This is a genomic window from Thermodesulfovibrionales bacterium, assembly GCA_035686305.1.
In the GTDB taxonomy this organism is placed as follows: Bacteria; Nitrospirota; Thermodesulfovibrionia; order Thermodesulfovibrionales; family UBA9159; genus DASRZP01.
Window position 1 is genome coordinate 16,666 of record DASRZP010000088.1, and the last position, 21,117, is coordinate 37,782.

General features: G+C 51.7%; 23 protein-coding genes. 17 read left to right on the forward strand and 6 right to left on the reverse strand.

Translation table 11 applies throughout. The features are described 5' to 3' along the window. The first annotated feature begins 12 nt into the window (after nt 1-12). From nifE to fdxB, 5 genes are all read left to right on the forward strand, one after another. Nucleotides 13-2,613 (forward strand): nitrogenase iron-molybdenum cofactor biosynthesis protein NifE, encoded by a 2,601-nt coding sequence (gene nifE / locus VFG09_10145; protein ID HET6515508.1) that lies wholly within the window; start codon nt 13-15, stop codon nt 2,611-2,613. Further along, nucleotides 2,610-3,014, forward strand: coding sequence for a nitrogen fixation protein NifX (nifX, locus tag VFG09_10150; GenBank protein HET6515509.1), 405 nt, complete (start codon nt 2,610-2,612; stop codon nt 3,012-3,014). The genes nifE and nifX overlap by 4 nt, the downstream gene beginning before the upstream one ends. Before the next feature lie 57 nt (nt 3,015-3,071). Then, a complete protein-coding gene (locus VFG09_10155; GenBank protein HET6515510.1) occupies nt 3,072-3,389 on the forward strand; it encodes a P-II family nitrogen regulator in 318 nt (105 codons plus the stop codon). Further along, complete coding sequence (locus VFG09_10160) at nt 3,386-3,802, forward strand: P-II family nitrogen regulator (protein ID HET6515511.1); 417 nt, start codon at nt 3,386-3,388, stop codon at nt 3,800-3,802. The genes VFG09_10155 and VFG09_10160 overlap by 4 nt, the downstream gene beginning before the upstream one ends. A 173-nt stretch (nt 3,803-3,975) precedes the next feature. Further along, nucleotides 3,976-4,251 carry a ferredoxin III, nif-specific gene (gene fdxB, locus VFG09_10165; GenBank protein ID HET6515512.1) on the forward strand — a complete coding sequence of 92 codons (276 nt, stop codon included), beginning with the start codon at nt 3,976-3,978 and terminating at the stop codon, nt 4,249-4,251. 123 nt (nt 4,252-4,374) lie between these two features. On the opposite strand, the gene VFG09_10170 is transcribed toward fdxB, so the two are convergent. Then, entirely contained in the window at nt 4,375-6,666 is a 2,292-nt protein-coding gene (locus tag VFG09_10170) for a cation-translocating P-type ATPase (GenBank protein ID HET6515513.1), read from the reverse strand. A 150-nt stretch (nt 6,667-6,816) separates the two neighbouring features. Between VFG09_10170 and VFG09_10175 the strand changes: the two genes are divergently transcribed. Genes VFG09_10175 through VFG09_10200 form a run of 6 tightly spaced genes read left to right on the forward strand, consistent with a single transcriptional unit; the run spans nt 6,817 to nt 12,127 of the window. Continuing rightward, nucleotides 6,817-7,725 carry a radical SAM protein gene (locus tag VFG09_10175; GenBank protein ID HET6515514.1) on the forward strand — a complete coding sequence of 303 codons (909 nt, stop codon included), beginning with the start codon at nt 6,817-6,819 and terminating at the stop codon, nt 7,723-7,725. A 30-nt stretch (nt 7,726-7,755) separates the two neighbouring features. Beyond that, nucleotides 7,756-8,550 carry a HesA/MoeB/ThiF family protein gene (locus tag VFG09_10180; protein HET6515515.1) on the forward strand — a complete coding sequence of 265 codons (795 nt, stop codon included), beginning with the start codon at nt 7,756-7,758 and terminating at the stop codon, nt 8,548-8,550. 33 nt (nt 8,551-8,583) lie between these two features. Further along, nucleotides 8,584-9,360, forward strand: a complete 777-nt coding sequence (gene modA / locus VFG09_10185) for a molybdate ABC transporter substrate-binding protein (protein HET6515516.1) — start codon at nt 8,584-8,586, stop codon at nt 9,358-9,360. Between the two features lie 21 nt (nt 9,361-9,381). Further along, nucleotides 9,382-10,047, forward strand: coding sequence for a molybdate ABC transporter permease subunit (gene modB, locus VFG09_10190; protein ID HET6515517.1), 666 nt, complete (start codon nt 9,382-9,384; stop codon nt 10,045-10,047). After that, on the forward strand, nt 10,047-10,841 hold the full coding sequence (locus VFG09_10195) for an ATP-binding cassette domain-containing protein (protein HET6515518.1): 795 nt from the start codon (nt 10,047-10,049) through the stop codon (nt 10,839-10,841). Before modB ends, VFG09_10195 begins: the two co-directional genes overlap by 1 nt. A gap of 50 nt (nt 10,842-10,891) precedes the next feature. Then, nucleotides 10,892-12,127: a homocitrate synthase gene (locus VFG09_10200; protein HET6515519.1), complete on the forward strand. Its 1,236-nt coding sequence runs from the start codon at nt 10,892-10,894 to the stop codon at nt 12,125-12,127. A 145-nt stretch (nt 12,128-12,272) separates the two neighbouring features. Here VFG09_10200 and VFG09_10205 read toward each other — a convergent pair whose 3' ends face one another. Beyond that, nucleotides 12,273-12,464, reverse strand: a complete 192-nt coding sequence (locus VFG09_10205; GenBank protein HET6515520.1) for a hypothetical protein — start codon at nt 12,462-12,464, stop codon at nt 12,273-12,275. A 129-nt stretch (nt 12,465-12,593) separates the two neighbouring features. After that, entirely contained in the window at nt 12,594-13,286 is a 693-nt protein-coding gene (locus VFG09_10210) for a HEAT repeat domain-containing protein (protein ID HET6515521.1), read from the reverse strand. 172 nt (nt 13,287-13,458) lie between these two features. Here VFG09_10210 and VFG09_10215 point away from each other — a divergent pair, with 172 nt between their 5' ends. Beyond that, on the forward strand, nt 13,459-13,839 hold the full coding sequence (locus VFG09_10215) for a hypothetical protein (GenBank protein HET6515522.1): 381 nt from the start codon (nt 13,459-13,461) through the stop codon (nt 13,837-13,839). Between the two features lie 47 nt (nt 13,840-13,886). Here VFG09_10215 and VFG09_10220 read toward each other — a convergent pair whose 3' ends face one another. Together VFG09_10220 and VFG09_10225 are read right to left on the reverse strand one after the other, a co-directional pair. Then, nucleotides 13,887-14,858: a L,D-transpeptidase family protein gene (locus VFG09_10220; protein HET6515523.1), complete on the reverse strand. Its 972-nt coding sequence runs from the start codon at nt 14,856-14,858 to the stop codon at nt 13,887-13,889. A 172-nt stretch (nt 14,859-15,030) separates the two neighbouring features. Further along, nucleotides 15,031-15,753: a DUF1571 domain-containing protein gene (locus tag VFG09_10225; GenBank protein ID HET6515524.1), complete on the reverse strand. Its 723-nt coding sequence runs from the start codon at nt 15,751-15,753 to the stop codon at nt 15,031-15,033. 434 nt (nt 15,754-16,187) lie between these two features. On the opposite strand from VFG09_10225, the gene VFG09_10230 reads away from it, so the two are divergent. The 5 genes from VFG09_10230 (at nt 16,188) to VFG09_10250 (ending at nt 19,901) form a co-directional block, all read left to right on the forward strand. Further along, nucleotides 16,188-16,466, forward strand: a complete 279-nt coding sequence (locus tag VFG09_10230) for a BrnT family toxin (protein ID HET6515525.1) — start codon at nt 16,188-16,190, stop codon at nt 16,464-16,466. Continuing rightward, entirely contained in the window at nt 16,463-16,741 is a 279-nt protein-coding gene (locus VFG09_10235; protein ID HET6515526.1) for a hypothetical protein, read from the forward strand. The genes VFG09_10230 and VFG09_10235 overlap by 4 nt, the downstream gene beginning before the upstream one ends. A gap of 545 nt (nt 16,742-17,286) precedes the next feature. Beyond that, nucleotides 17,287-18,282 carry an NAD(P)H-dependent glycerol-3-phosphate dehydrogenase gene (locus VFG09_10240; GenBank protein ID HET6515527.1) on the forward strand — a complete coding sequence of 332 codons (996 nt, stop codon included), beginning with the start codon at nt 17,287-17,289 and terminating at the stop codon, nt 18,280-18,282. After that, on the forward strand, nt 18,275-19,009 hold the full coding sequence (larB, locus tag VFG09_10245; protein ID HET6515528.1) for a nickel pincer cofactor biosynthesis protein LarB: 735 nt from the start codon (nt 18,275-18,277) through the stop codon (nt 19,007-19,009). The genes VFG09_10240 and larB overlap by 8 nt, the downstream gene beginning before the upstream one ends. 7 nt (nt 19,010-19,016) lie before the next feature. Next, the gene (locus tag VFG09_10250; protein HET6515529.1) at nt 19,017-19,901 is read left to right on the forward strand and encodes a cation diffusion facilitator family transporter; all 885 of its coding nucleotides are present in this window, start codon (nt 19,017-19,019) and stop codon (nt 19,899-19,901) included. 3 nt (nt 19,902-19,904) lie between these two features. Here VFG09_10250 and VFG09_10255 read toward each other — a convergent pair whose 3' ends face one another. Next, nucleotides 19,905-20,891, reverse strand: coding sequence for a hypothetical protein (locus VFG09_10255; protein ID HET6515530.1), 987 nt, complete (start codon nt 20,889-20,891; stop codon nt 19,905-19,907). Nucleotides 20,892-21,117: the final 226 nt, after the last annotated feature.

Genomic DNA, 21,117 nt, shown 5'->3' on the forward strand with positions numbered 1-21,117 from the left:
AGAGATATGGGAATGATGACTAATTTAGACAGGCTGACCGAAAGCGGATGTGGCACAGAGAAAAAAGGCCGGATATGCAGATCCCGGGGAGGAGAGTCGTGCGCCTTTGACGGTGCCATGATCGTTCTCCAGCCTATCGCCGACACTGCCCACATCGTTCATGGACCCATAGCCTGCTGCGGCAACTCCTGGGAAGGGAGGGGAACCCTCTCCAGAAAGGGGGGCCTGTACAGGATGGGTTTCACTACGGACATGGGAGAAATGGACATCGTTTACGGCGGTGAGCGAAAACTCCATGACGCCATACTCCAGACCCACGATAAGGTGCATCCCAAGGCTATCTTTGTCTATGCGACCTGCGTAAGCGGCCTGATCGGAGAGGATCTGGAATCTGTCTGCAGACAGACCGAAAAAAAACTCAGGATACCCGTCATCCCGGTGAATGCGCCGGGCTTTGTGGGACCCAAGAACCTTGGCAACAGGATCGCGGGGGAAGTGCTCCTCGATCACGTGATCGGCACAGGCACGGCAAAGAATATGTCGGACCATGATATTAACCTTATTGGAGAGTATAACATTGCAGGCGACCTCTGGCTCATCGAGCCCGTGCTCAAAGAAGCAGGCTTCAGGGTACTTTCAAGGATAACGGGCGACTCGACGTTTGAGGAAATAACTTATGCACATAAGGCGCGCCTGAATGCAGTCGTGTGCAGCAGGGCCCTTATCAATGTTGCACAAGGAATGGAGAAGAAGTACGGCATACCCTATGTTGAGGTATCCTTCTTCGGGAAAACCGAAATGGCAAAGGCCCTCAGGGCAATTGCGGAAAAGGGTATGGAACATGGAGTGTGGGATGGAAGAACAGGGGAAGCGATTGAAGAAGTAATCAAGACCAAGGAACGCGCCCTTGAGAAGAAGCTTTTGCCTTACCGGCATCTCAGAGGCAAGAAGGCAGTACTCTACACCGGTGGGGTAAAGAGCTGGTCATTCATCTCAGCCCTCCTGGACCTCGGTATCGAGCTCGTCGCTGTGGGTACAAAAAAGAGCACCCATGAGGACGAGGAGAAGATGAGGGATATCCTCGGCCAGGACGCCCCTCTCGTGGAGAACATAACGCCGAAAAACCTTAAGAGACTCCTTACGGAAAGGAACGCGGACATTCTGGTCGCAGGGGGCAGGAACCAGTACCTTGCCATAAAAGAAGGGTACCCTTTTGTTGATGTAAACCAGGAAAGGCATATCGCCTATGCAGGCTATGATGGCCTGGTCAACCTCGCGGAGCAGATGAGCAACAGCATACATTTCTACGAAAAAAATAAGTCCCATAAGTCTCATACGACTTATGTTCACCACAATAAAGAAGCTGTTGTCATGAACCCCTTGAAACATTCTCCATCCATTGGTGCTGCCATGGCATTTCAGGGGATCCATAATGCCCTTCCCATAATCCATGGAGCCCAGGGCTGCACGTTCCTGGCAAAGGTGCTCCTCACTAAGCATTTCAGGGAACCGATAGCCCTTGCAAGCACCAAGCTCTTTGCGGAGGACGTTGTCATGGGGAGCGATGAGAACTTGTCAAAAGCCGTCAAGGGCTTCGTCGAGAAAGACGGGCCCGACGTTATCGGTATTCTGACATCGGGCCTCACCGAAATCAAAGGAGATGATGTCGCGGCATCAGTGAGAGAACTCAATGCCAACCCCTCGGGAACGAGAGTTGTCTTTGTATCCACCCCTGACTATGAGGGAGGGATTGAGGCAGGTTACTGTGCGGCAGTCTCATCGCTCCTGAGCATTGCCGACGCACCGCGCCATGCAAGGGAGGTCACAAGAGGGCAGATCAATGTCCTTGCAGGACCACACCTGACCCCTGCTGATTGCATCGAGCTGAGGGAAGTAACAGAGTCCTTTGGTCTCAGGCCGATCATCTTGCCCGATCTCTCCTCACTCGACGGAAGCAGGCTTGAGATGTCACCTCTTGCGACAGGTGGCACGGAAATATGGGATATAATTTCCGTCGGTTCGTCAGAATTCACCATTGGAATCGGCATGTCCATGGAGCCCGCTGCGCAGCTACTAAAAGAACGCTTCGGCATTGAATACAGGGTGTGTGAAGGCATCTCGGGTATAAAGGATACCGACATTTTTCTGGAGACATTGGGCCTGCTCAGTGGAAGACCTGTACCATTACGCTACGAGAGGCAGAGGCGTATCCTTGTTGACGCCATGGGCGACTGCCATGGTGTCTTTGCGAAGAAAAGGGTTTGTATTGCTCTCGAAGCGGACCATGCACTCCAGACGTCACGATGGATAACGGAGATGGGTGGCACGATACCGCTGAGTTTGGTTCCCACTGCGTCGAGGGCTTCGGCGCATATTCATGCAGACCGCGTCATTATGGGCGACCTTTCTTCCATACAGGGCGAATTCGATCTCCTTATATCGAACTCCCATGCCACCCATACGGCGGAAAAACTTGGGATGCCCCTCCTGCAGGCGGGCTTCCCGGTATACAAGATCTTCGGTAACACGAACAAAATAACCATTGGATACAAGGGTACCCTCTCCCTAATTCAAGAAGCAGCCACTCTGTTCGCAAAGGAGGTGCATCGATGAAAGTGGCATTTGCGACAACAAATGGCGTCGCGGTAGATGAACATTTCGGCAGGGCAGGCGCCTTTGCCGTTTACGACCTCACCGCTGAAGGTTTTCGCTTCCTCGAAATGCGGAAATTCGCAGACGGCAGGGACACCGCTGTCGAGGACACAAAGGGCATGGGAAGACCGCACGATGACATCGTTGAGAAGAAAGTCAATAAACTCTCTGATTGCAAAATAATCTATCTCACCGAAATCGGCGGTCCCTCCGCATCTCGTCTCATAAGAAAGGGTATTATGCCCGTCAAGGTGAAGGAGATCGTTTCAATTCAGGAATCGCTCAAGAAGCTCCTTGATACGATCAAGACCTCACCGCCCCCGTGGCTTAGGAAGGCACTCCAAGGTAAAGGTCAGGAATAGAGGCCGGCGATTGTTTGGAAAAAAGCGTACGTACAGCAAACAAAGGAGGAACAAAAGATGAAGATGATCAGAGCTTTTATCAGACCTGAAAAGGAACAGGAAGTTGTGCTTGCCCTTGAGGGTGCAGGGTTCCCCTCTCTCACCAAGGTACCGGTCTTCGGACGGGGGAAACAGAAAGGACTGACCGTAGGACCTGTGCACTATGACGAGCTCCCAAAGATCATGATCATGACTGTCGTGGCAAATGACGACGCCGACAAAGTGATTACCATCATCAAGGAAAAGGCGAGGACAGGCTTCATTGGTGACGGAAAGATCTTTGTCAGCCCCGTGGAGGCTGCCTATACTGTCAGGACCGGCGAGGCTGCCCTATGAAAGAGATAACGGCAATCATACGAAGGGACAAGCTTCCCGAGACAAAGAAGGTGATTGAGGAATTGGGATATCCGTCATTAACGATCCAGAGCGTTGAGGGGAGAGGGAGGCAGAAGGGCGCCATGTGTGCAGAGATGGACTCTGAAATGCCTGACAGCTTCTGTACGGCAGTCAAACTGACACCGACACCCTCATCCTACGCCCTCGAGCACACCCTGCCAAAGGTGGCCCTCTTTGTCCCCAAGAGGCTTCTCACTATTGTGGTGCCCGATGATGTTGTTACAAAGATTGTCAAATCTCTCATCAAGGTTAATCAGACCGGAAAGGCGGGGGACGGAAAGATCTTTGTCTCACCCATCGAAGGCGCCTTCAGGGTGAGAACCGGAGAGACTGGTGGAGAGGCAATAGCGTGAAGTGAATAATGGAGTATCACTAAGGAGTTTAAAAGAGGGGAGATTTCATATCAATGCTCCCTTATCTATGTACTTCTTAGTAATTCCCCTCCTTGGAGGGGTGCAGGGGTGGGTCGTCCATGCCCCGCCCTTCGAGGGAGGGGAATGAAGCGCTCATCTGGAAGGAGGAAGATATGTCAATCACAGGATACACGCGCGGGGGACAGACATGGTCCCCGCGGTTCATCGAATCAATCGATGCAAATAAATGCATCGGTTGCGGCCGCTGCTACAAGGTCTGCAGCAGGGAGGTCCTTGAACTTATCGAAAAACCCTTTGAAGGAGAAGATGAGTATGGCGACGATATGGGCAATAAGGTAATGTCCGTTGCCTATCCGGGCAATTGCATCGGTTGTGAGGCATGTTCCAGGGTCTGCACGAAAAGATGCCATCTCCATATTGAGTTGTGAGCGCGGCCGGGGTGATCACATTTTCACCTGCAGAACATGCCTGTTGCCAAAAGAAAGTTTCTCAGGACTCTCCGTCGTTTTCGAGTGCTCTGAGGAAAATATCGACCATTTCTCCTGACGCTTCTACTCAGGCGAAAGGGCGCCTTGCGACCCGATCTTCTCAGGGGGCTGCCAGTTCAGGAGGCGGCTGGAATTGAGCATGATGCCCACGGTGTGGACGATGTGCAAAAGGCCGCCCATGATCGGCGTAATCACACCTGCCGCTCCCAGAGCGACTCCCGCAATGTTTGTGGAGACCGCGAGCCAGTGGTTCTGCTCTATGACCCTGAGTGTCTGCATGCTCATCTGTCTCAGGGTGATCAAACGCCCTATGTTACTGTCCAGCAGCGCGATGTCTGCCGCCTCTATCGCCACCTCCGCGCCCCCGGCTCCCATGGCTACCCCTACATGTGCCTTTGAAATGGCTAGAGCATCATTCACTCCATCCCCCACCATGGTTATCCGGCGGCCGGCTCTCGCGAGTCCTTCCACAAACATTGCCTTTTCCTCAGGCAGAAGCTCGGCCCTATAATCGTCAAACCCCAAGTCCCGAGCCAGAGCCTTTGCCACGGCCTCCGTGTCCCCGGTAATGAGGACGAGGTGAGAGACGCCATCTGTCTTCAGCCAGTTAAGCACATCGACGGTGCCGGGCCGGATCGCATTTGCAACCCCGATGATCCCCTGGACCGCACCGTTTCGTGCAACATAGACGACCGTATGACCTGCATCCACAAGTCTCATCATCTCACTGGTGAAGTAGGTGATATCAACTTCTGACTCTTCCATGAATTGGGCGTTACCTACGAGGATGGTCTCTCTCTGCATCCTGGCCCTGACTCCGCGGCCCAGAACGAATTCACAGACCGCGTGTGTAGGGACGGTGATGCCCCGGGTCTCTGCCTCCTTCACGATAGCAATAGCCAAAGGATGCATATTATGTACCTCGGCGGCAGCCGCCATGGCAAGGAGCCTGTTAGGGTTTTGTCTTGGTGTTCTAGGAAGTATCTTCACCACCTGGGGGTGACCGATGGTAAGGGTACCTGTCTTATCAAAACAGAAGCAGTCCGTCTTTCCTGCGGTTTCAAGATAAAGCCCTCCCTTGATGAGTATTCGCCTGCGGGCGGCATTAGCGAGGGCGGCGGATACCGCCGTGGATGCTGCAAGGGCCGACGCACATGGACACGATACGACGAGCAACACTGTGAACGCCCTGATGAAACTCCCTGTGAGAACGGCCGTGGCTGTTGTGGCGAGTGCACCGAGGCGCACCAGCCGGGCAGCGAGAAGATCCGCAGCTTTCTCGGTAGGCGCCCGATTGGCCAAAGATTCCTGCACGAGCCGCAGTATTCTGTTGAGATAGGTTTCCTCGCCCACCTTCTCTGCATGGACGTAAATTACTCCATGGTGCACAATAGTGCCGGCGTAGACCTTATGGTCAATGGAGCGGAGTTCGAGTCCTGCGCGGCCCGTTATGGATGCCTCATCCACGAGGGCCTCTCCCTTCACTACGACGCCGTCCACGGGGATCTTCTCGCTCGTATGAATTACGACCGTGTCCCCAGGTCGGACTTGTTCTGCCGGGATCTCCCTTTCTCTGCCTTCAACGAGAATAAAGGCGTTCCTTGTGGTGACCTGGAGGGCATCCCGTATTGCCCTTCGAGATCTGTCGGTTATGTAGTCCTCAAGGAGCATGCTCAAACCGCTGATCCATATCACCTCAAGGGCAGTAAGAGCCTCACCCATGACAATGGCAAGGAGACAGGTACCTGCAAGGAACGGGAAGAGGCTGATGCCTTTTCCTCCAGCGCGAACGTCGTTCCAGGCGTGTCGCATGAGGGGAAATGAACCTGCGGCAGCCACCAGGCCCGTAAGACTGAGCGGACCCTGAGGCACCGTTGCCCTGAAGATAAGCCTTCTCACCAGAAGATATACCGAATAACCGGTTATAGCACCAAAATGCAACAGGTTTCCGTGAATAGCGTGGTCGTGTTGAATCTTCCGCCGAGATTCCCGGACCGGGTTATCTCTTCTGCTCTCCTCAGAGACCTTGAGAACCTTCTCCAGCAGTTCGATAATGACTACCGGAGTGGTCTTCTCGCTGTCGTAGGAAATGATGACACTCCCTGTGAGAGGCCTGGCTTCCGCCCGCACCACACCAGTCTCTCTTCCCAGCCTCTTGCTGAAGTCGGCGGCCTTCTCTCCATGCCTCTGGATAAAGGGCACTTTTATCCGGAGGCGGCCCTTCGCGGAATGACAGACTGCCATGCCATCTCTGTGCACTTCCCTTCCCATACGCACATTGTACGCCTGGGGGCGGACAAATGCAATGTGAGAATAAATCGGGACAACGGGCAGGAGTTTGGTTATGTTATGCATCTATCGCGATCATACAAAATTGTTACATTAAATACAGAACTGTCCACCCTGTATATCATGTTCCGGTTTGGTAGTGGAGCAAAATCAAGGGCTTAAAGAGAAGGCATCCATCTTGCTCATGTCGGAGGAAACGCGAAAGTGAGGTGAACCATGATACCAATTGGGGTCAGCAATACAAAAACCAAGAAGAACCCGGATATTGGGAAGACCCATCCGTGCTTCTCAAAGGAAGCGCATCACACATTCGGAAGAATACATCTGCCTGTTGCCCCCGCATGCAACATCCAGTGTAAGTATTGTGTGCGAAAATACGACTGTGCCAATGAATCAAGACCTGGCATTACCAGCAAAGTCATGACACCGCGTGAGGCGGTGGAGCGGGTGCTGCTCCTTATGGAAAGAAACGACCGGATCACTGTCATCGGCATCGCAGGCCCCGGAGATCCTCTCGCAAACGATACGACCTTTGAAGTCTTAGGCGCCATCAATCGGGAGTTCCCTGAACTTACCCTCTGTGTATCCACAAACGGGCTTCTTCTCACCGACAGGCTGCCGGAACTCATGAAATGTGGCGTGAAGAGTCTCACCATTACCATGAATGCTGTGACTCCCGAGACAGCAGAGAAAATATATTCATGGGTATCTTACCGGGGGAAAAAATATATTGGTAAAGAGGCGGCTGCGTGTCTTGTCGCCAACCAGACGCGGGGGCTGAGAAATGCGATTGACGCGGGGTTCATGGTCAAGGTCAATAGCGTCTTTATCCCCGGGATCAACAATGCTGACCTACCCCTCGTTGCATGGCTCGCCGGGATGAGAGGAGCGGAAATCATGAATGTACTTCCTCTTATTCCCCAGGCCGATTTTGCGGATATTAAGGGGCCTTCCCGTGGGATGGTGGATAGGATGCGTGCTGAGTGCACGAGATATATCCCCCAGATGACCCACTGCAGGCAATGCAGGGCTGATGCCTTCGGCGTCCTGGGAGAGGATAGAGACATGGAACTGGAGGCCCTGAACGCGAGAATTGGAGAGGAGTACTGTGAAATGGTTGCCTGAGGCACCCAGCATAACAACGGGGCAGATGTCATGGATAGAAAACTGAGCGAAAGGGAAGTTGAGCGGTACCGGAGACAGTTGATCCTCGGTGGGTTTACCCATGAACACCAGGAGAGACTGAAAGATTCCACTGTACTCATTGCCGGCATCGGTGGACTGGGAGGGACTGCCGCAGTCTATCTTGCGGTGGCGGGAATCGGGAAAATGAAGCTCGCCCATTATGGCAATCTCACCCTTTCGAATATGAACAGACAGATACTCATGAAAGACGACTGGATAGGGAAAAGCAGGGTCATACAGGCAAAGAGAAGTATTCGTGAAATAAATCCTGATGTGGCCATCGAGATCTATAATGAACGGACAACCGGGGAGAATGTTGAGGAGCTTCTTTCAGGCGTGCATCTTGCACTCTCTGCACGACCAAACTTTTCGGAACGCCGCGTTCTGAACGCAGCCTGTGTGAGAAGAAATATTCCCATGGTGGAGGCCGCAATGAACGGCATGGAGGGGTATCTCTTCAATGTCATCCCCGGAGAGACACCCTGCCTGAACTGTCTTTATGCTGAAGACGATCCTCATTGGGAAGAACTAGGGTTCCCCGTTCTCGGGGCGGTATCCGGAATGTTAGGCTGCATCATGGCGCTGGAAGCGATAAAGCTGCTCACCGGCTTTGGAAAACCGCTTGCCTCCCAGGTGCTTCTGTTTAATACTGTTGACATGGAATTCAGGAAACTCAGGATTAAAAGGGACGGTGGGTGTAAAATATGCGGGGATGTGATTTACAAAGGGATAGCCGAGGGGAAACAACATTATGAGTGCGTATAACTTTGCAGATAGATCAAAAGATAGGAGAGACCTATGAAAGCCAAATATCTTTATGTTCTTTTCTTTTTCATGTCGGTATCGTTCATGCTGCAACACGTTGCAGTAGCCGAAAGGACTCGGGAGATTACCGTCTCGGCAGCCATAAGTCTCAAGAAAGCCTTTGAGGAGATCGGCAGGCTCTATGAATCGAAGCATAAAGGATTAAGAGTTTCATTCAACTTCGGAGCTTCTGGAGACTTAATGAGACAGATTGAAGGCGGCGCTCCTGTTGATGTCTTTGCATCGGCCGCGCAAAAAGATATGGACGAGGCGGAAAAGAAGGGGCTTATCCTTTCAGGATCGAGGGCCGATTTTGCTGCTAATGCCGTGGTGCTTGTGGCTCCCGCAACTGCAAAAATGCCGATAAAATCCTTTGAGGATCTTAAGACGGACAGCATAAAGAAGATCGCCGTCGGCAACTCCAAAACCGTGCCCGCAGGGAGATACGCCGAGGAGGTTTTCCACTATTACAGAATTTTTGATACGATAAAGGATCGACTCATCCTCACCGAGAACGTGCGCCAGGCCCTGGACTACGTCGCTCGCGGTGAAGTTGACGCAGGGGTTGTGTATGCGACTGATGCGATGACCAGGCCGAAAGAGGTCAGCATCGTTGCGACCGCTCCCGAGGAGAGTCATAAGCCTGTGGTGTATCCTATAGCGGTCGTGAAAGATACGAGGAACGAAGCGGCGGCGAAGGACTTCATCGCCCTTGTGCTGTCACCCGAAGGACAGAAGATCCTTGAGAAGTACGGTTTCAAGAAACAATAGACATGAAAGGATGAAGTGAGCATGGAGACCGGCACGCTTTTTTCGATGAGGCTCTCGCTTCAGGTGGCAGCGGTCGCAACGTTCTTTGTGGTCCTTGCCGGAACAGCCATTGCCTACTTCCTGGCGCGGAGGGACTTCAGGGGACGGGAATTCCTCGATATGCTGTTCACGTTGCCCCTCGTGCTTCCCCCGACGGTGACCGGCTACTACCTGATCGTCATCTTCGGAAGGAATGGCCTGATCGGCAGGACCGTCTATGAGCTGACGGGCTTTACGATCATGTTCACGTGGTATGCGGCCGCACTGGCCTCGTTTGTCGTTGCCCTGCCGCTCATGATAAAAACTGCGAGGGCTGCGATAGAATCGGTGGACCGTAATCTCGTCAACGCCGCCTACACGTTGGGTCACGGGGAGGCCTCCACAGCATTCAAGGTAATAATCCCTCTCGCAAAGAGAGGAATTCTTGCCGGCACCGTGCTTTCCTTTGCACGGGCCATGGGGGAGTTCGGAGCGACCCTGATGATGGCCGGGAATATTCCGGGAAGGACCGACACCATGCCGCTCGCCATCTACGGCCTTGCAAGCAGCGGCGAGTGGACGAAGGCCCACGCAATGGTTGCCCTGCTCACGGCCATGTCCGGCTTCTTCCTCTATCTCGCGAACACATATTCAAAGAGAGGCATATAATGGGGCTCTCGCTCAGACTCAAGAAGAACGTGAACGGTTTCAAACTCGATGTGGCGTGGGAGATCGGCAACGAGCTTGGGGTGCTTTTCGGCTATTCGGGCTCAGGAAAATCAATGACGCTTCAACTAATCACGGGTCTGCTGAGACCCGACGAAGGCAGAATCCGCTCAGGCGGTAAGACTTACTTTGACAGCGAAGAGGGGATTGACACCCCGCCCCAGGCCCGCTCCTTCGGCTATGTGTCTCAGGATCTGGCCTTATTCCCCCACATGACCGTCATGAGAAACATTCTTTTCGGCGCGCCGGCGGTGCTCAAAAAGGAAAGGCTCTTGAGGGCTCAGGAAATGATAGAGGCCTTCAAACTTGCCGGCATTGAAGACCGCTATCCCTCCGAGATATCGGGAGGCCAGAAGCAGAGGGTTGCCTTTGCTCGGGCGCTCATCCGTCATCCGGACCTTTTATTGCTTGATGAACCCTTCTCAGCCCTGGACCAGCCCCTCCGCACAGAGATGAGGCATTTTCTTAAGGAGGTGAGACAGCGGTTCGAAATACCCGTCATTCTTGTGACCCACGACTGCAATGAAGCGGCATTTCTCGGGGACAGGGTTATTGTGTACTCTCACGGAAGGATCCTGCAGACCGGTTCGTGGGAGCAGGTCTCGACCGAGCCTGTAAGCCCCGAAGTGGAAATTCTCGTCGGGCCGGAAAGGACCTCGACGCAGATCCGTGAGACGTTCAACTCCTCCTGTAAGACTCGGGGTGAGAGGAACAGAACGAGCGGGATCCCCGTTTGACGAGCACCTTCATGCGGCGGCAGTTGCACATGACCACTTGCGAATGCTCCGTGAAAAACAAAGTCTATCTCATCGATGTGACGAACAGGGACGGAGTCCAGACGTCAAGAATTATGCTCCCGAAGCTCTCCAAAACGATGCTGAACATCTACCTTGACGAAATGGGGGTTTATCAGAGCGAAATAGGATTCCCCACGCTGAAGCACGAGATACACTATATCAACGCAAATCTCGATTTGGCAGGAGCAGGCGGTATCAAAAGGCTCCATCTTCAGGGGTGGTGCAGGGCATTGCCTGATGACGTTGAACTTTCCTTCAGGAACTGTCCGGATCTTCGCCACCTCAATCTTTCCGTATCCACATCACCTCTCATGATACAGGGGAAGTTCCAGGGCAGAAAGACATGGAAGGACGTTGTGGAATCGATGTACAAGTCCACAAGGCTGGCAAGGCAGATGGGAGCGGCAACGGTGGCGGTGAATGCTGAAGACGCCTCCCGGACAGACCTGGACAAACTCATTGAGTTCGGGCTGGCAGGGAAAGAGGCCGGTGCAGACCGCATGAGATACTGTGACACCCTTGGGGTCGATGATCCGATTACCCTCTATGAGCGAATAAAGGCGCTCACATCGGCTACCAAACTCCCCATCGAAATGCATTGCCACAATGACCTCGGCATGGCAGAGGCTGTTTCTGTGGCGGGCGCCCAGGGCGCGATAGAAAGCAATGTTGCCTCCTACATCAACACAACAATTAATGGCTACGGGGAGCGGGCTGGGAACTGCGACCTGGTATCAACGGTCCTTGCGCTGAAGTTTTCCCATGCATTAAAGGGTAAGATACCCTTAGACGAACACATCAACCTCAAAACAGCCTGGAAAATCGCGAAATATGCTTCCTATGCCTTCAATATTCCCATACCGATAAACCAGCCCGGTGTCGGCGCCAATACCTTTGCCCATGAATCAGGGATCCATGCAGATGGCGCCCTGAAGGACAGGCGGAGCTATGAGCTCTTTGATCCAGAAGATGTGGGGCGGGGCGAACCTGAGTTGATCGAGACGGGAAGGATCATCACGACCGGGGAATACGGCGGCATAAAGGGCTTCAGACATGTATACGACAAGCTCGGCATCAGCTTCCCCAACGACAAAGAGGCTCGAAAGATCCTCGAACTCGTCCAGTTTGCTAACCTCCACACCCAGAAACCTCTGACCGATGATGAACTGCGGTTCATCGCGACCTACCCTAAGATTGTGCAAAAGATTCTCGTAGTGCAGCCGTAAGGTTACTTTCCATTTGCATAAAACTGACATGTTCGGGAAGGCGGGTATGGTGAGAAGCCTTGTATTGCGATACCTTTGATCGAACAAAGATGTCTGTTCGGACCGGACGAGAGAGCCCGATCTCAGACGTTCTCTTCGTTGCGACTTATTTTCTTGCTTTCCTGCCGGCCTTACTCTTTCCCTCTGTCCGTTCTTTCATACTGAGAAGGCGACCCAGCAGCCGGGCGATATCATCGATTCTGCTCAGTATCGTTTCCTGCATCTTCATAATCTCATCCAATCGAGCCTTTATCTCTTCGATCTCGTCGATTTCCTGAATATCCTTGATCTGGTCCATACCTAACTTCTCATCTCCGTTAGCCAGAAATTCGTCAGGGAAAAACGTCCCCAATTCCAGAGGCCTTTGGCAGCTGAACATCCCTTCAAAAACAGGGTCGCCACCAGCGGCCCATGTACCTGGCAGTCCTTAATTCTGCTGTGAATGATGACGAAAGACGCTCAATGCGGCCCTTGCCTGATTCCTCACCACCGTATCACTGTCCTTCTCTGCTATACGCTCCAGATAGGGAATTGCCTGAGGGTTTCCGATCTCTTCCAGGGCTTTTATCGCGCTTAATTTTATGCTCACACGTTCGTCATCCAGCACATTGAGCAAGTACGGAACTGACTTTGAACTCCTGATCTTGCCAAGCGACCTTATTGACGCCTCTCTCGTGAGAAGTTCGCGGTCATTGATGCCGCCGATGAGGGCTTCATCGAGTCGTTTGTCATCCCTGAAGTTGCCGAGGGCCGTGGCAGTGTAAGACTTTATGGCCGGACATTCCCAGCTCAGCATACTGTCATTAAAGATGTCAAGAAGACTCTCCAGTGCCTTTGGATCTCCGGTCTCGCCGAGCAATTGAATTGCCCTGACCCTGACTTCGGTATGCTCTCCTCCAAAGTTGGCCACTTCTATCAGCATGGGCAACGACCTTTCGTCCCGGGAAGCGCCCAGCTTCTCGACGCCTGCCAAACGAACCTTCCAGTCCTTGCTATTGAGGTCCTCCGTAATCTCGCGCATATCTTCCGACGCCGAGACCGTCATGGGAGATATCGTTGCTATCAAAAGCGCGACGGACACCAAAACCCTTCCGGAAAACTTGCTGCATATAGGAACCATTCCATACCTCCTTCATCTTCAGGAATCCTTACCTGCTATTTTACCAAATTATTTTACCAAAAAGTCTCGAAAAGGCGACCTCTTTTCTCATGACTTCTTCCTCTTGCAATGTTGCCTTCTGGTGATATAATGTACTCGGAGAGTAAATACGGAACGGAAAGGAGGTGATATCATGAGAAAGGTGATACCATTGTTCGTATCATGTTTTGTCCTGTTTTCCCTCGTCTTCGGATGCGCTTCAAAAGATTATGTCAAACAACAGATTGACCCTCTTGTAGACAGAATAAGCAAACTTGAGGCGAGGGTTTCGGCTCTTGAGGCCAGGATGGCAAAGGGAGGCGAGCCAATGCCCATGACGTCTGCCGAAGCGCAGGATGCGAAGAAGATGGCCATGGAAGCAAAAGCGCTGGCTGAGGAAGCTAAGAAATGCTGTGACAGAGGGGACACCGGCGCTGCTATGGATGCAGCAAAGAGAGCTGAAGCCGCTGCAAACAGGGCTGAAGCAGCTGCCGCAAAGGCAGCAAAGTCCTTTGAGCTGCAACAGAAGAAATAGAACTGTCTGCTATAGTCAAACGGCGAATTGGGGCCTTCGGGCCCCTTTCATTTCCGTCTTCCCGAAAGAACGTCCTTTGCTCCGTCATGGGGGGCCATGCTTTCACCCGAGATATCAACAGGTATACCACGCTTTTCTTCTGCCGCAAGATAGAGTCTTCCGGTATCAATACGTCCGAGAAACCCCTTCTTTATCAGCAGACGAACGGCCTCCTGAAAATAATTCATTCCCTGATGATCATCATGAACTTCGATATATACCCTGTGGTTCCTGAGGCCCACCTTTACGGGCTGACGAACAATCGTCACTTTAACACCAACGGGGGCAACCTGAAAAAGCTTCGGGATATCCTCGGGATAGAGCCTTATACATCCATGACTGACCCTTCTCCCGACACCCCAGGGCTTGTTCGTTCCGTGAATGAGAATAGTTCCCAATGAAAGCCTTAATGCGTGAGAACCAAGGGGATTATCAGGCCCCGGAGGGACTACGGCTGGCAGCCACGGCTTTTCATTCTTGATAGATTCAGGAACGTGCCAGGCCGGCTGGACGATCTTCTCTACAACCCTGAACTCCCCGGTAGGGGTGTCGTTTCCCTCGCTGCCGATCCCGATGGGAAATGTCATGACGAGTCGGGACGCTCCCTGCCGGAAGAAATAGTAGAGTCGCAATTCAGAAAGATTGATAACGATCCCGTCATAGGATTCCTCATCAGGGAGTATCCATGAGTGAGGTACCGTCACCAGAGCGCCCGTTCCCGGGACAAAGGGGTCAAGGAGGGGGTTCGCATCAGCAATCTCGTTATAACCTATTCCTGATGCCCTCGCTAGTTCGATCAACGATTCCCCATCCCTCACTCTGTGATCTCTCACCCAACCGATAACCGTACTGCCGTTACCATATGGATAGGCTTCTGTGCCGGCCTGGAGAAGACTTGGAACAAGGAGAAAGGATAGTAACAGGAAGACCATTCCTTTCATCCTTTGTAAGGCCTGTACATCATAACTATTAAGAGTCATTCACCTCTCCTTAAGACGTCACGATTGATCTGTGTTGTTTCATATTATACACAATCAAGCACTTTCGGATAATCTTTCGAAACCCATATTTCGCATGGTACATTCTTTTATCGCAAGAGGGCCGCTCAGGAAGTAGACAATGCTCCAAGAATCGCAGCTTAACCTATCATGCCTAAAATCTATATTCTGAATTGTTCGGATCAAAGTCTGCTTCGGTGAGTCCCGCATGAAGCTTTACAGCTTCATATCCGTAACTCTCCAGCAGGGAGTCATCCCAATCATAGATGTGCACCCTGATCGGCACTTTTGTCTCCACATCAAAATTCATCAAGGCCCGATAACAGTAATAATATTTTGTCTTATCCTTGGGAAAGATGATCTCAACCTTTCTCGTAGTCCTTCCGTATACTTTCTCCTCGCCGTGCTCTTTAATATTAACCTCTTGGGCGTTTGTGCTCTTCTTCAGGTTCGTTCTCATGAGTTTGACAAGGTTTTCAAGCCCGGAATCCGTAATAGGATGTCGGCTGCCCTTCATAATTAAAGTACCTTTGGGATCGATATTTAGCGTTATCATCCCTGCAATGCCGCATTCGCGAACCTTTATGAGATTGTCATTATATCCTTCGGCATAGAGCGCTTCGCGCCCTTTATAAGGTTCTTTTATCCATTTCATATAGACCTTGAAAGGTTTTTTAAATTTAAGAAAGATAGTTTCTTCGTCAGTCAGTCTCTGTTGTATCCTCTCCCGTTTATGAAAAATTGCAGTATAGCTGTCCGTTCCTTCGAGTGTCGACTCAGCCTCATTTAGCCAGTTTTCAAGATCTCTCTTATCATATGCTCCGACTAGCGACGCACAAAATGCAAAGACAAGCAACAAGAAGATGATGCCACCCATCAACTTCCGATTATGCATCATTACCTCCTATTATCCTGATTACCTCTTATTATCCCAGGCATTCTCTCCTCACCGTGGTGATCATGGCCGGCTTAAGGTTTTCTTCAGTATATCATAGCTAATGAGCAGAGAAGATGATGTTGCTGCCTGGATTCATTTTTTCCAAAAGAGTGTTTCTGCTTGACAGCGGTCGGATAGTCAGAGTAGAAAAAATATGTTTTTTGGGGGGAACTCATGTTAGACGGAAAACTCGATAGCATTACAAAAGTTATATTAGCCGACCGCGATTATACGAGACATCGAGTAGTTACGCCCGACACGACATCTATGGTGGATTGCGAAGGATGAAGAATGCCGGAGTTATCGAGTTATAATAACTCGTTAATGAAATCGTCCGTTGCCAAAAGGCACACAATGTGCTATTCTATCAATAGATGAAGCATATCAATTGGAATACAGAAAAGAGTCTGAAACTTAAAGAATCAAGAGGCATTTGTTTTGAGGATATTGTTTTCTATATTGAAAAAGGCGACATTTTAGATGACTATCTACACCCGAATCGGAAAAGGTATCCGGAACAGCGGATAATGGTAATCGGAATAAATAATTATGCTTATCTTGTCCCATATGTCGAGGATGCAGAAGAAATATTTCTGAAAACCATTATCCCCAGTAGAAAGGCAACAGATATTTATTTCGGAGGAGAGAAATGAAAGCTAAATTAACTAAAGAAGAACAGGAAATTTTGGACAGTTTTGAGAAAGGCGAATGGATTCCGGTTAAGAACCTTTCAAAAAGAAAAGCCGAACTGATGAAGTATGCACGGAATACTCTTAAAAAAGATAAAAGGCTGAATATAAGAATTTCCGAAAGAGACCTGACTGAATTGCAAAAGAAGGCGGTGAGCGAAGGCTTGCCTTATCAGACATATGTTTCCAGTATAATTCATAAATTTGTGACTGGAAAACTGGTGGAGGCAAAAAATTAGGCTGCTAACAAATCACTCGTGCGGATGGCAGTCGTTATGCGGCGGCATTTCATCATTCAAATTCAGAGCGGTGGATGCCGGACTGCCGTATGATAGACTGCAGGGTGCCAATTCTGATCTCATGATGTGCCAGGGACTGGAATAGTAATCGTACTGTCTTCTGCATAACGATGTGGCTTCCTCTCCTTCTCACCTCGGTGAAGCCATGCCGGGCAAGAATCGCACAGACCTCTCTCCCGGACAATAGACGAAGTTTACCCAACCGCTACCTCAATATGCGTAACAAATATATCGCCGGGAGAGGCGGTTTCAAAAAATAATTCTAACTCTCTTATCACTAATGATGAGCTATCACTGTGCTTCATTCTTTCACTTTGAAAATAATATCCCCTGTTTCTGTCCACCGATATTTTCATAATTGTTATCAGACTTCTTCCCATGAGGTGTCGAGCGTTTAAAAAGAAGGAAACAAGCCCTTTCCGATTGCATCCCTATCTACGAATCTGTTATATTCAACCGTTCTTTCAGATGGAGGATTCTGTCCGATGAGTTACATATCTATCATAGGCGCCGGAAGCTGGGGGACTACCCTCTCCTGCCTCCTTGCAGAGAAAGGGTATGACATCTCGCTCTGGGTACATGAGAGGGACCTCTGTGAGGAGATGAAGATCACGAGGGTCAACAGGACCTATCTGCCAGGGGTCACCGTTCCTGATGACGTTGCCATCACGAATGATCTCAGCACAGCCCTCAGGAACGCCCGGTATGTACTCAATGTGGTACCGACGCAATACACGAGAGAAATCATCACGAGTGCCGTTCCATACATCGCGGACGGCGCAGTCATAATCAACGCCTCAAAGGGCATAGAAAAGAAAACCCTTCTCACCGTCTCGTCCATCATAAGAGAGGTGACGAGTCATCAGGTCGCCGTGCTCTCAGGCCCAAGTTTCGCCCTTGAGGTTGTAAGGAAACTCCCGACGGCTGTCACCCTCTCCTGCCAAGATGCGTCTACTGCCTTACTCTTGCAGGAGATCTTTAATACCCACTATTTCAGGGTTTATACCCATGATGATGTCCTGGGAGTCGAACTGGGCGGGGCTCTGAAGAACGTGATAGCGATTGCATCAGGCATCTGCGACGGTCTTGAACTCGGACACAATGCAAGGGCCGCACTCCTGACAAGGGGTCTGGCTGAAATCGAACGCCTGGGCATAAGCATGGGTGCCGAAGAGCAGACATTCTCGGGTCTCAGCGGACTTGGGGACCTTATCCTCACTTGCACCGCTCATCTTTCCCGGAATTATACCGTCGGCAAGAAACTCGGTCAGGGCATGAAGCTGAACGATATCCTTGCTGAGACGATGAGCGTGGCCGAAGGAGTGGCCACCGCAGAATCGGCGTACGAACTCTCTCAAAAATACGACGTGCAGATGCCGATCGTAGAACAGATCTATATGGTCCTTTACAAAGACAAGTCGCCCGCCCTCGCCGCAAACGACCTGATGAACCGTACTCTCAAGACCGAGTTTCATGGATAGCTCCCGGGTAAGGGAAATCCTCTCCGCCGTCAAATCGGGAGAGTTGTCTCCCGAAAAGGCCCTTGGAAAGCTGAAAGACCTTCCCTATGAAGACATCTCCTTTGCAAAGGTCGATCATCACAGGCATCTGAGACAGGGAATTCCGGAGGTAATCTTCGCAAAGGGCAAGACTGCCGAAGCCATCAGGGCCATCGCCCTGTCCATGTATAAGAAGAGCAAGAGGTTTCTCATAACAAAGGCGACGAAGGAGATCTATGAGAGCCTCGATATGAAGGATGCCCTCTTCCATCCCGCCTCCGGCACAATCTCAATCGGGACAGACATCGGGGGGAGGGGCTCTGTCCTTGTTGTCTCAGCAGGGACATCCGATATACCCGTTGCTGAAGAGGCGGCGGTCACGGCCGCATTTCTCGGCAGCAAGACAGCAACAGAATACGACATTGGCGTCGCAGGCATTCACCGGCTCCTCGACAAGAGAACCCTTCTCTCCTCAGCGAGGGTCATTGTAGTTGTCGCCGGAATGGAAGGCGCCCTGCCCTCCGTCGTCGGCGGACTCACCGATAGACCGGTCGTCGCAGTGCCGACGTCAACCGGCTATGGAACGAGCCTCGGAGGCCTCACCGCTCTCTTTGCGATGCTGAACTCCTGCGTCCCGGGTATCGCCGTCATGAACATTGACAACGGCTTCGGCGCCGGGTGTCTCGCCCACAAGATAAATACGCTATAATTTCCTTATGCACCACGATGGAGAAAGACGTCTCACCCTATCCTTCTCGATAACGCTTCTGATCCTCGTTGCGGAGGTTGCGGGAGGACTGCTGAGCAACAGTCTTGCTCTCCTCAGTGATGCCGGACATGTCCTGACCGATGCCTTCGCCCTCGGCTTGAGCATAATCGCGATGAAAATAAGCCGAAGACCTTCAGATTATCGGGCAACCTACGGGTACCAGCGTGTCGGTCTCCTCGCGGCAGTGGCAAACGGTATCAGCCTTCTCGCCATATCAGGATTCATCTTCTATGAAGCCTACCAACGTTTTGTGGCGCCACCCTCCGTTGATGTCCCGCTGATGCTCGGGATCGCGGCCTTCGGACTCGCCGGCAACATCGCCATGGCCTTGATCATCGGCCATAGACATGAAGACCTGAATATCAGGAGTGCCTGGCTCCATGTACTGGGAGACACCCTGTCGTCCCTCGGTGTCATTCTGTCCGGTCTCGTCATCTACTTTACGAAATGGCCTTACGCAGACCCCCTTGCCAGTGTCATCATCGGCATCGTCATTATCACAGGGGGCACAAGGGTGGTGAAAGAGGCCCTCCTCATATTCCTCGAGATGACGCCTGCCGGCTTCCATGCAGAAGAGATCGCAAAGAAGATCTGCAATATGCCTGAAGTGATGGGCGTGCATGACGTCCATATCTGGTCTGTCGCCCACAGGAAAATTGCCTTTACAGCCCATATCTGGGTCCATGACCAGAAGTTAAGCGAGGCTGAAGGGATTCGGAAAGCGATCGAGACGTTGCTCATGGATATGGGGATCAACCACATCATCCTTCAGTTTGAGTGCGCCGAATGCGCCGAGAACGAACTCTACTGCCAGATCCATGCAAAGGAGTAACCGTCAGTCGGGTGCCCTGCCGACACGAAAAGACTCTCTGCGCCCCCCCGCGAGCAGCGCTACCGGAAAATCCGAGAGAGCCCCTCTCAAATGCAAGACCGTATTGCCGCCCTTACGGGAACCCTTGATCTCTTCCCCCGTAAAGACGTTGCGGTATGATGTCACGTTCCCATCAAAGGGCAGCAGGACGTAAGAGTCTTTCCATACGGCCCTGCTCACCATGCGCGCTCTCGGACCCGAAGCAAGGGAGGCAAAGAATCTGGGAGCAATCACCAGCGCTACCTCCTCGTCCAGTCTCCGTGCAAAGGCACAGACATGAGATGCCTTTGGACCTCCCGTTTCCAGAGGGATATATTCTCCCCCTTCAAAGACCTCCCTCTTCTGCTTCCGGAAGTTCAGGGCCTTGTATACTAGGTAAAGTTTTATCTTGCCGTCGAAGGGGGAGGCACACAGTTCCCGCGCCAGCTTCAGTTGGCCGATGAGGGACTCCCTCCGCTTCAATTCCGAGAGCATCTCCATCCTCGTATCATAGTCGACGGTCCTGCGATTGTCGGGGTCCACGAGGTTGAGGTCGCATGTCTCGCTCCCCTGGTAGAAGTCAGGTGCGCCGGGCGAAGTGATCTTGAGCAGGACCTGTGAAAGGGAGTTGAGCATGCCGGAGGCGGCGATCATTTTCTGAAAGGGCTCAAGCTCTCTCATGAATTTGTTACGGGGCACTGCTTCCATGATCGCCTCAATAAACGAGAGAAGGGCTTCCTCGTATTGAGGGGCCGGATTGATCCAGCTGGTATTGACCTTCGCCTCCCGCACCGCTTTGAGCATATATTCCTTGACGCGCTCCTTAAAGATCCCTCGATTATCGCGGACTGAAGGGTCGATCGGCCATGCGCCGACAAGGGTCTGATACAGGAGGTACTCTTCGTTGCGGTCGGGAACGGGCTGTCCGTCCACGAGGGCCTTCTTCTTCTTGTTTTCCGCGGCCGCCTTCATGAGAAAAGCTCTCCAGCGCTCGGGAATTTCAGAGAGCACATTAATCCGAGCCCTAACGTCTTCGCCGCGCTTTGTATCGTGCGTTGAGGATGTAATGAGGGAATGGGGCGCTTTTCCCGGTGGATTTGAGAATGTTCGCGCAAGCCTTGAAGCCGAAAGCCCCGTATATCTTCTCCACAGTGAACCTTCTTTCCAAAAACGTGTTTGGATATGTAAGCCCTGATCA

Coding starts and splice junctions, on each gene's coding strand:
- fdxB (HET6515512.1), top strand. CDS start 3,976: ATGTCAATCACAGGATACACGCGCGGGGGACAGACATGGTCCCCGCGG.
- larB (HET6515528.1), top strand. CDS start 18,275: ATGGATAGCTCCCGGGTAAGGGAAATCCTCTCCGCCGTCAAATCGGGA.
- nifX (HET6515509.1), top strand. CDS start 2,610: ATGAAAGTGGCATTTGCGACAACAAATGGCGTCGCGGTAGATGAACAT.
- VFG09_10175 (HET6515514.1), top strand. CDS start 6,817: ATGATACCAATTGGGGTCAGCAATACAAAAACCAAGAAGAACCCGGAT.
- VFG09_10215 (HET6515522.1), top strand. CDS start 13,459: ATGAGAAAGGTGATACCATTGTTCGTATCATGTTTTGTCCTGTTTTCC.
- VFG09_10230 (HET6515525.1), top strand. CDS start 16,188: ATGAAGCATATCAATTGGAATACAGAAAAGAGTCTGAAACTTAAAGAA.
- VFG09_10220 (HET6515523.1), bottom strand. CDS start 14,858: ATGACTCTTAATAGTTATGATGTACAGGCCTTACAAAGGATGAAAGGA.
- VFG09_10195 (HET6515518.1), top strand. CDS start 10,047: ATGGGGCTCTCGCTCAGACTCAAGAAGAACGTGAACGGTTTCAAACTC.
- VFG09_10255 (HET6515530.1), bottom strand. CDS start 20,891: ATGAAGGCGGCCGCGGAAAACAAGAAGAAGAAGGCCCTCGTGGACGGA.
- modA (HET6515516.1), top strand. CDS start 8,584: ATGAAAGCCAAATATCTTTATGTTCTTTTCTTTTTCATGTCGGTATCG.
- VFG09_10205 (HET6515520.1), bottom strand. CDS start 12,464: ATGGACCAGATCAAGGATATTCAGGAAATCGACGAGATCGAAGAGATA.
- VFG09_10155 (HET6515510.1), top strand. CDS start 3,072: ATGAAGATGATCAGAGCTTTTATCAGACCTGAAAAGGAACAGGAAGTT.
- VFG09_10160 (HET6515511.1), top strand. CDS start 3,386: ATGAAAGAGATAACGGCAATCATACGAAGGGACAAGCTTCCCGAGACA.
- VFG09_10180 (HET6515515.1), top strand. CDS start 7,756: ATGGATAGAAAACTGAGCGAAAGGGAAGTTGAGCGGTACCGGAGACAG.
- VFG09_10210 (HET6515521.1), bottom strand. CDS start 13,286: ATGGTTCCTATATGCAGCAAGTTTTCCGGAAGGGTTTTGGTGTCCGTC.
- nifE (HET6515508.1), top strand. CDS start 13: ATGATGACTAATTTAGACAGGCTGACCGAAAGCGGATGTGGCACAGAG.
- modB (HET6515517.1), top strand. CDS start 9,382: ATGGAGACCGGCACGCTTTTTTCGATGAGGCTCTCGCTTCAGGTGGCA.
- VFG09_10225 (HET6515524.1), bottom strand. CDS start 15,753: ATGGGTGGCATCATCTTCTTGTTGCTTGTCTTTGCATTTTGTGCGTCG.
- VFG09_10240 (HET6515527.1), top strand. CDS start 17,287: ATGAGTTACATATCTATCATAGGCGCCGGAAGCTGGGGGACTACCCTC.
- VFG09_10235 (HET6515526.1), top strand. CDS start 16,463: ATGAAAGCTAAATTAACTAAAGAAGAACAGGAAATTTTGGACAGTTTT.
- VFG09_10250 (HET6515529.1), top strand. CDS start 19,017: ATGCACCACGATGGAGAAAGACGTCTCACCCTATCCTTCTCGATAACG.
- VFG09_10170 (HET6515513.1), bottom strand. CDS start 6,666: ATGCATAACATAACCAAACTCCTGCCCGTTGTCCCGATTTATTCTCAC.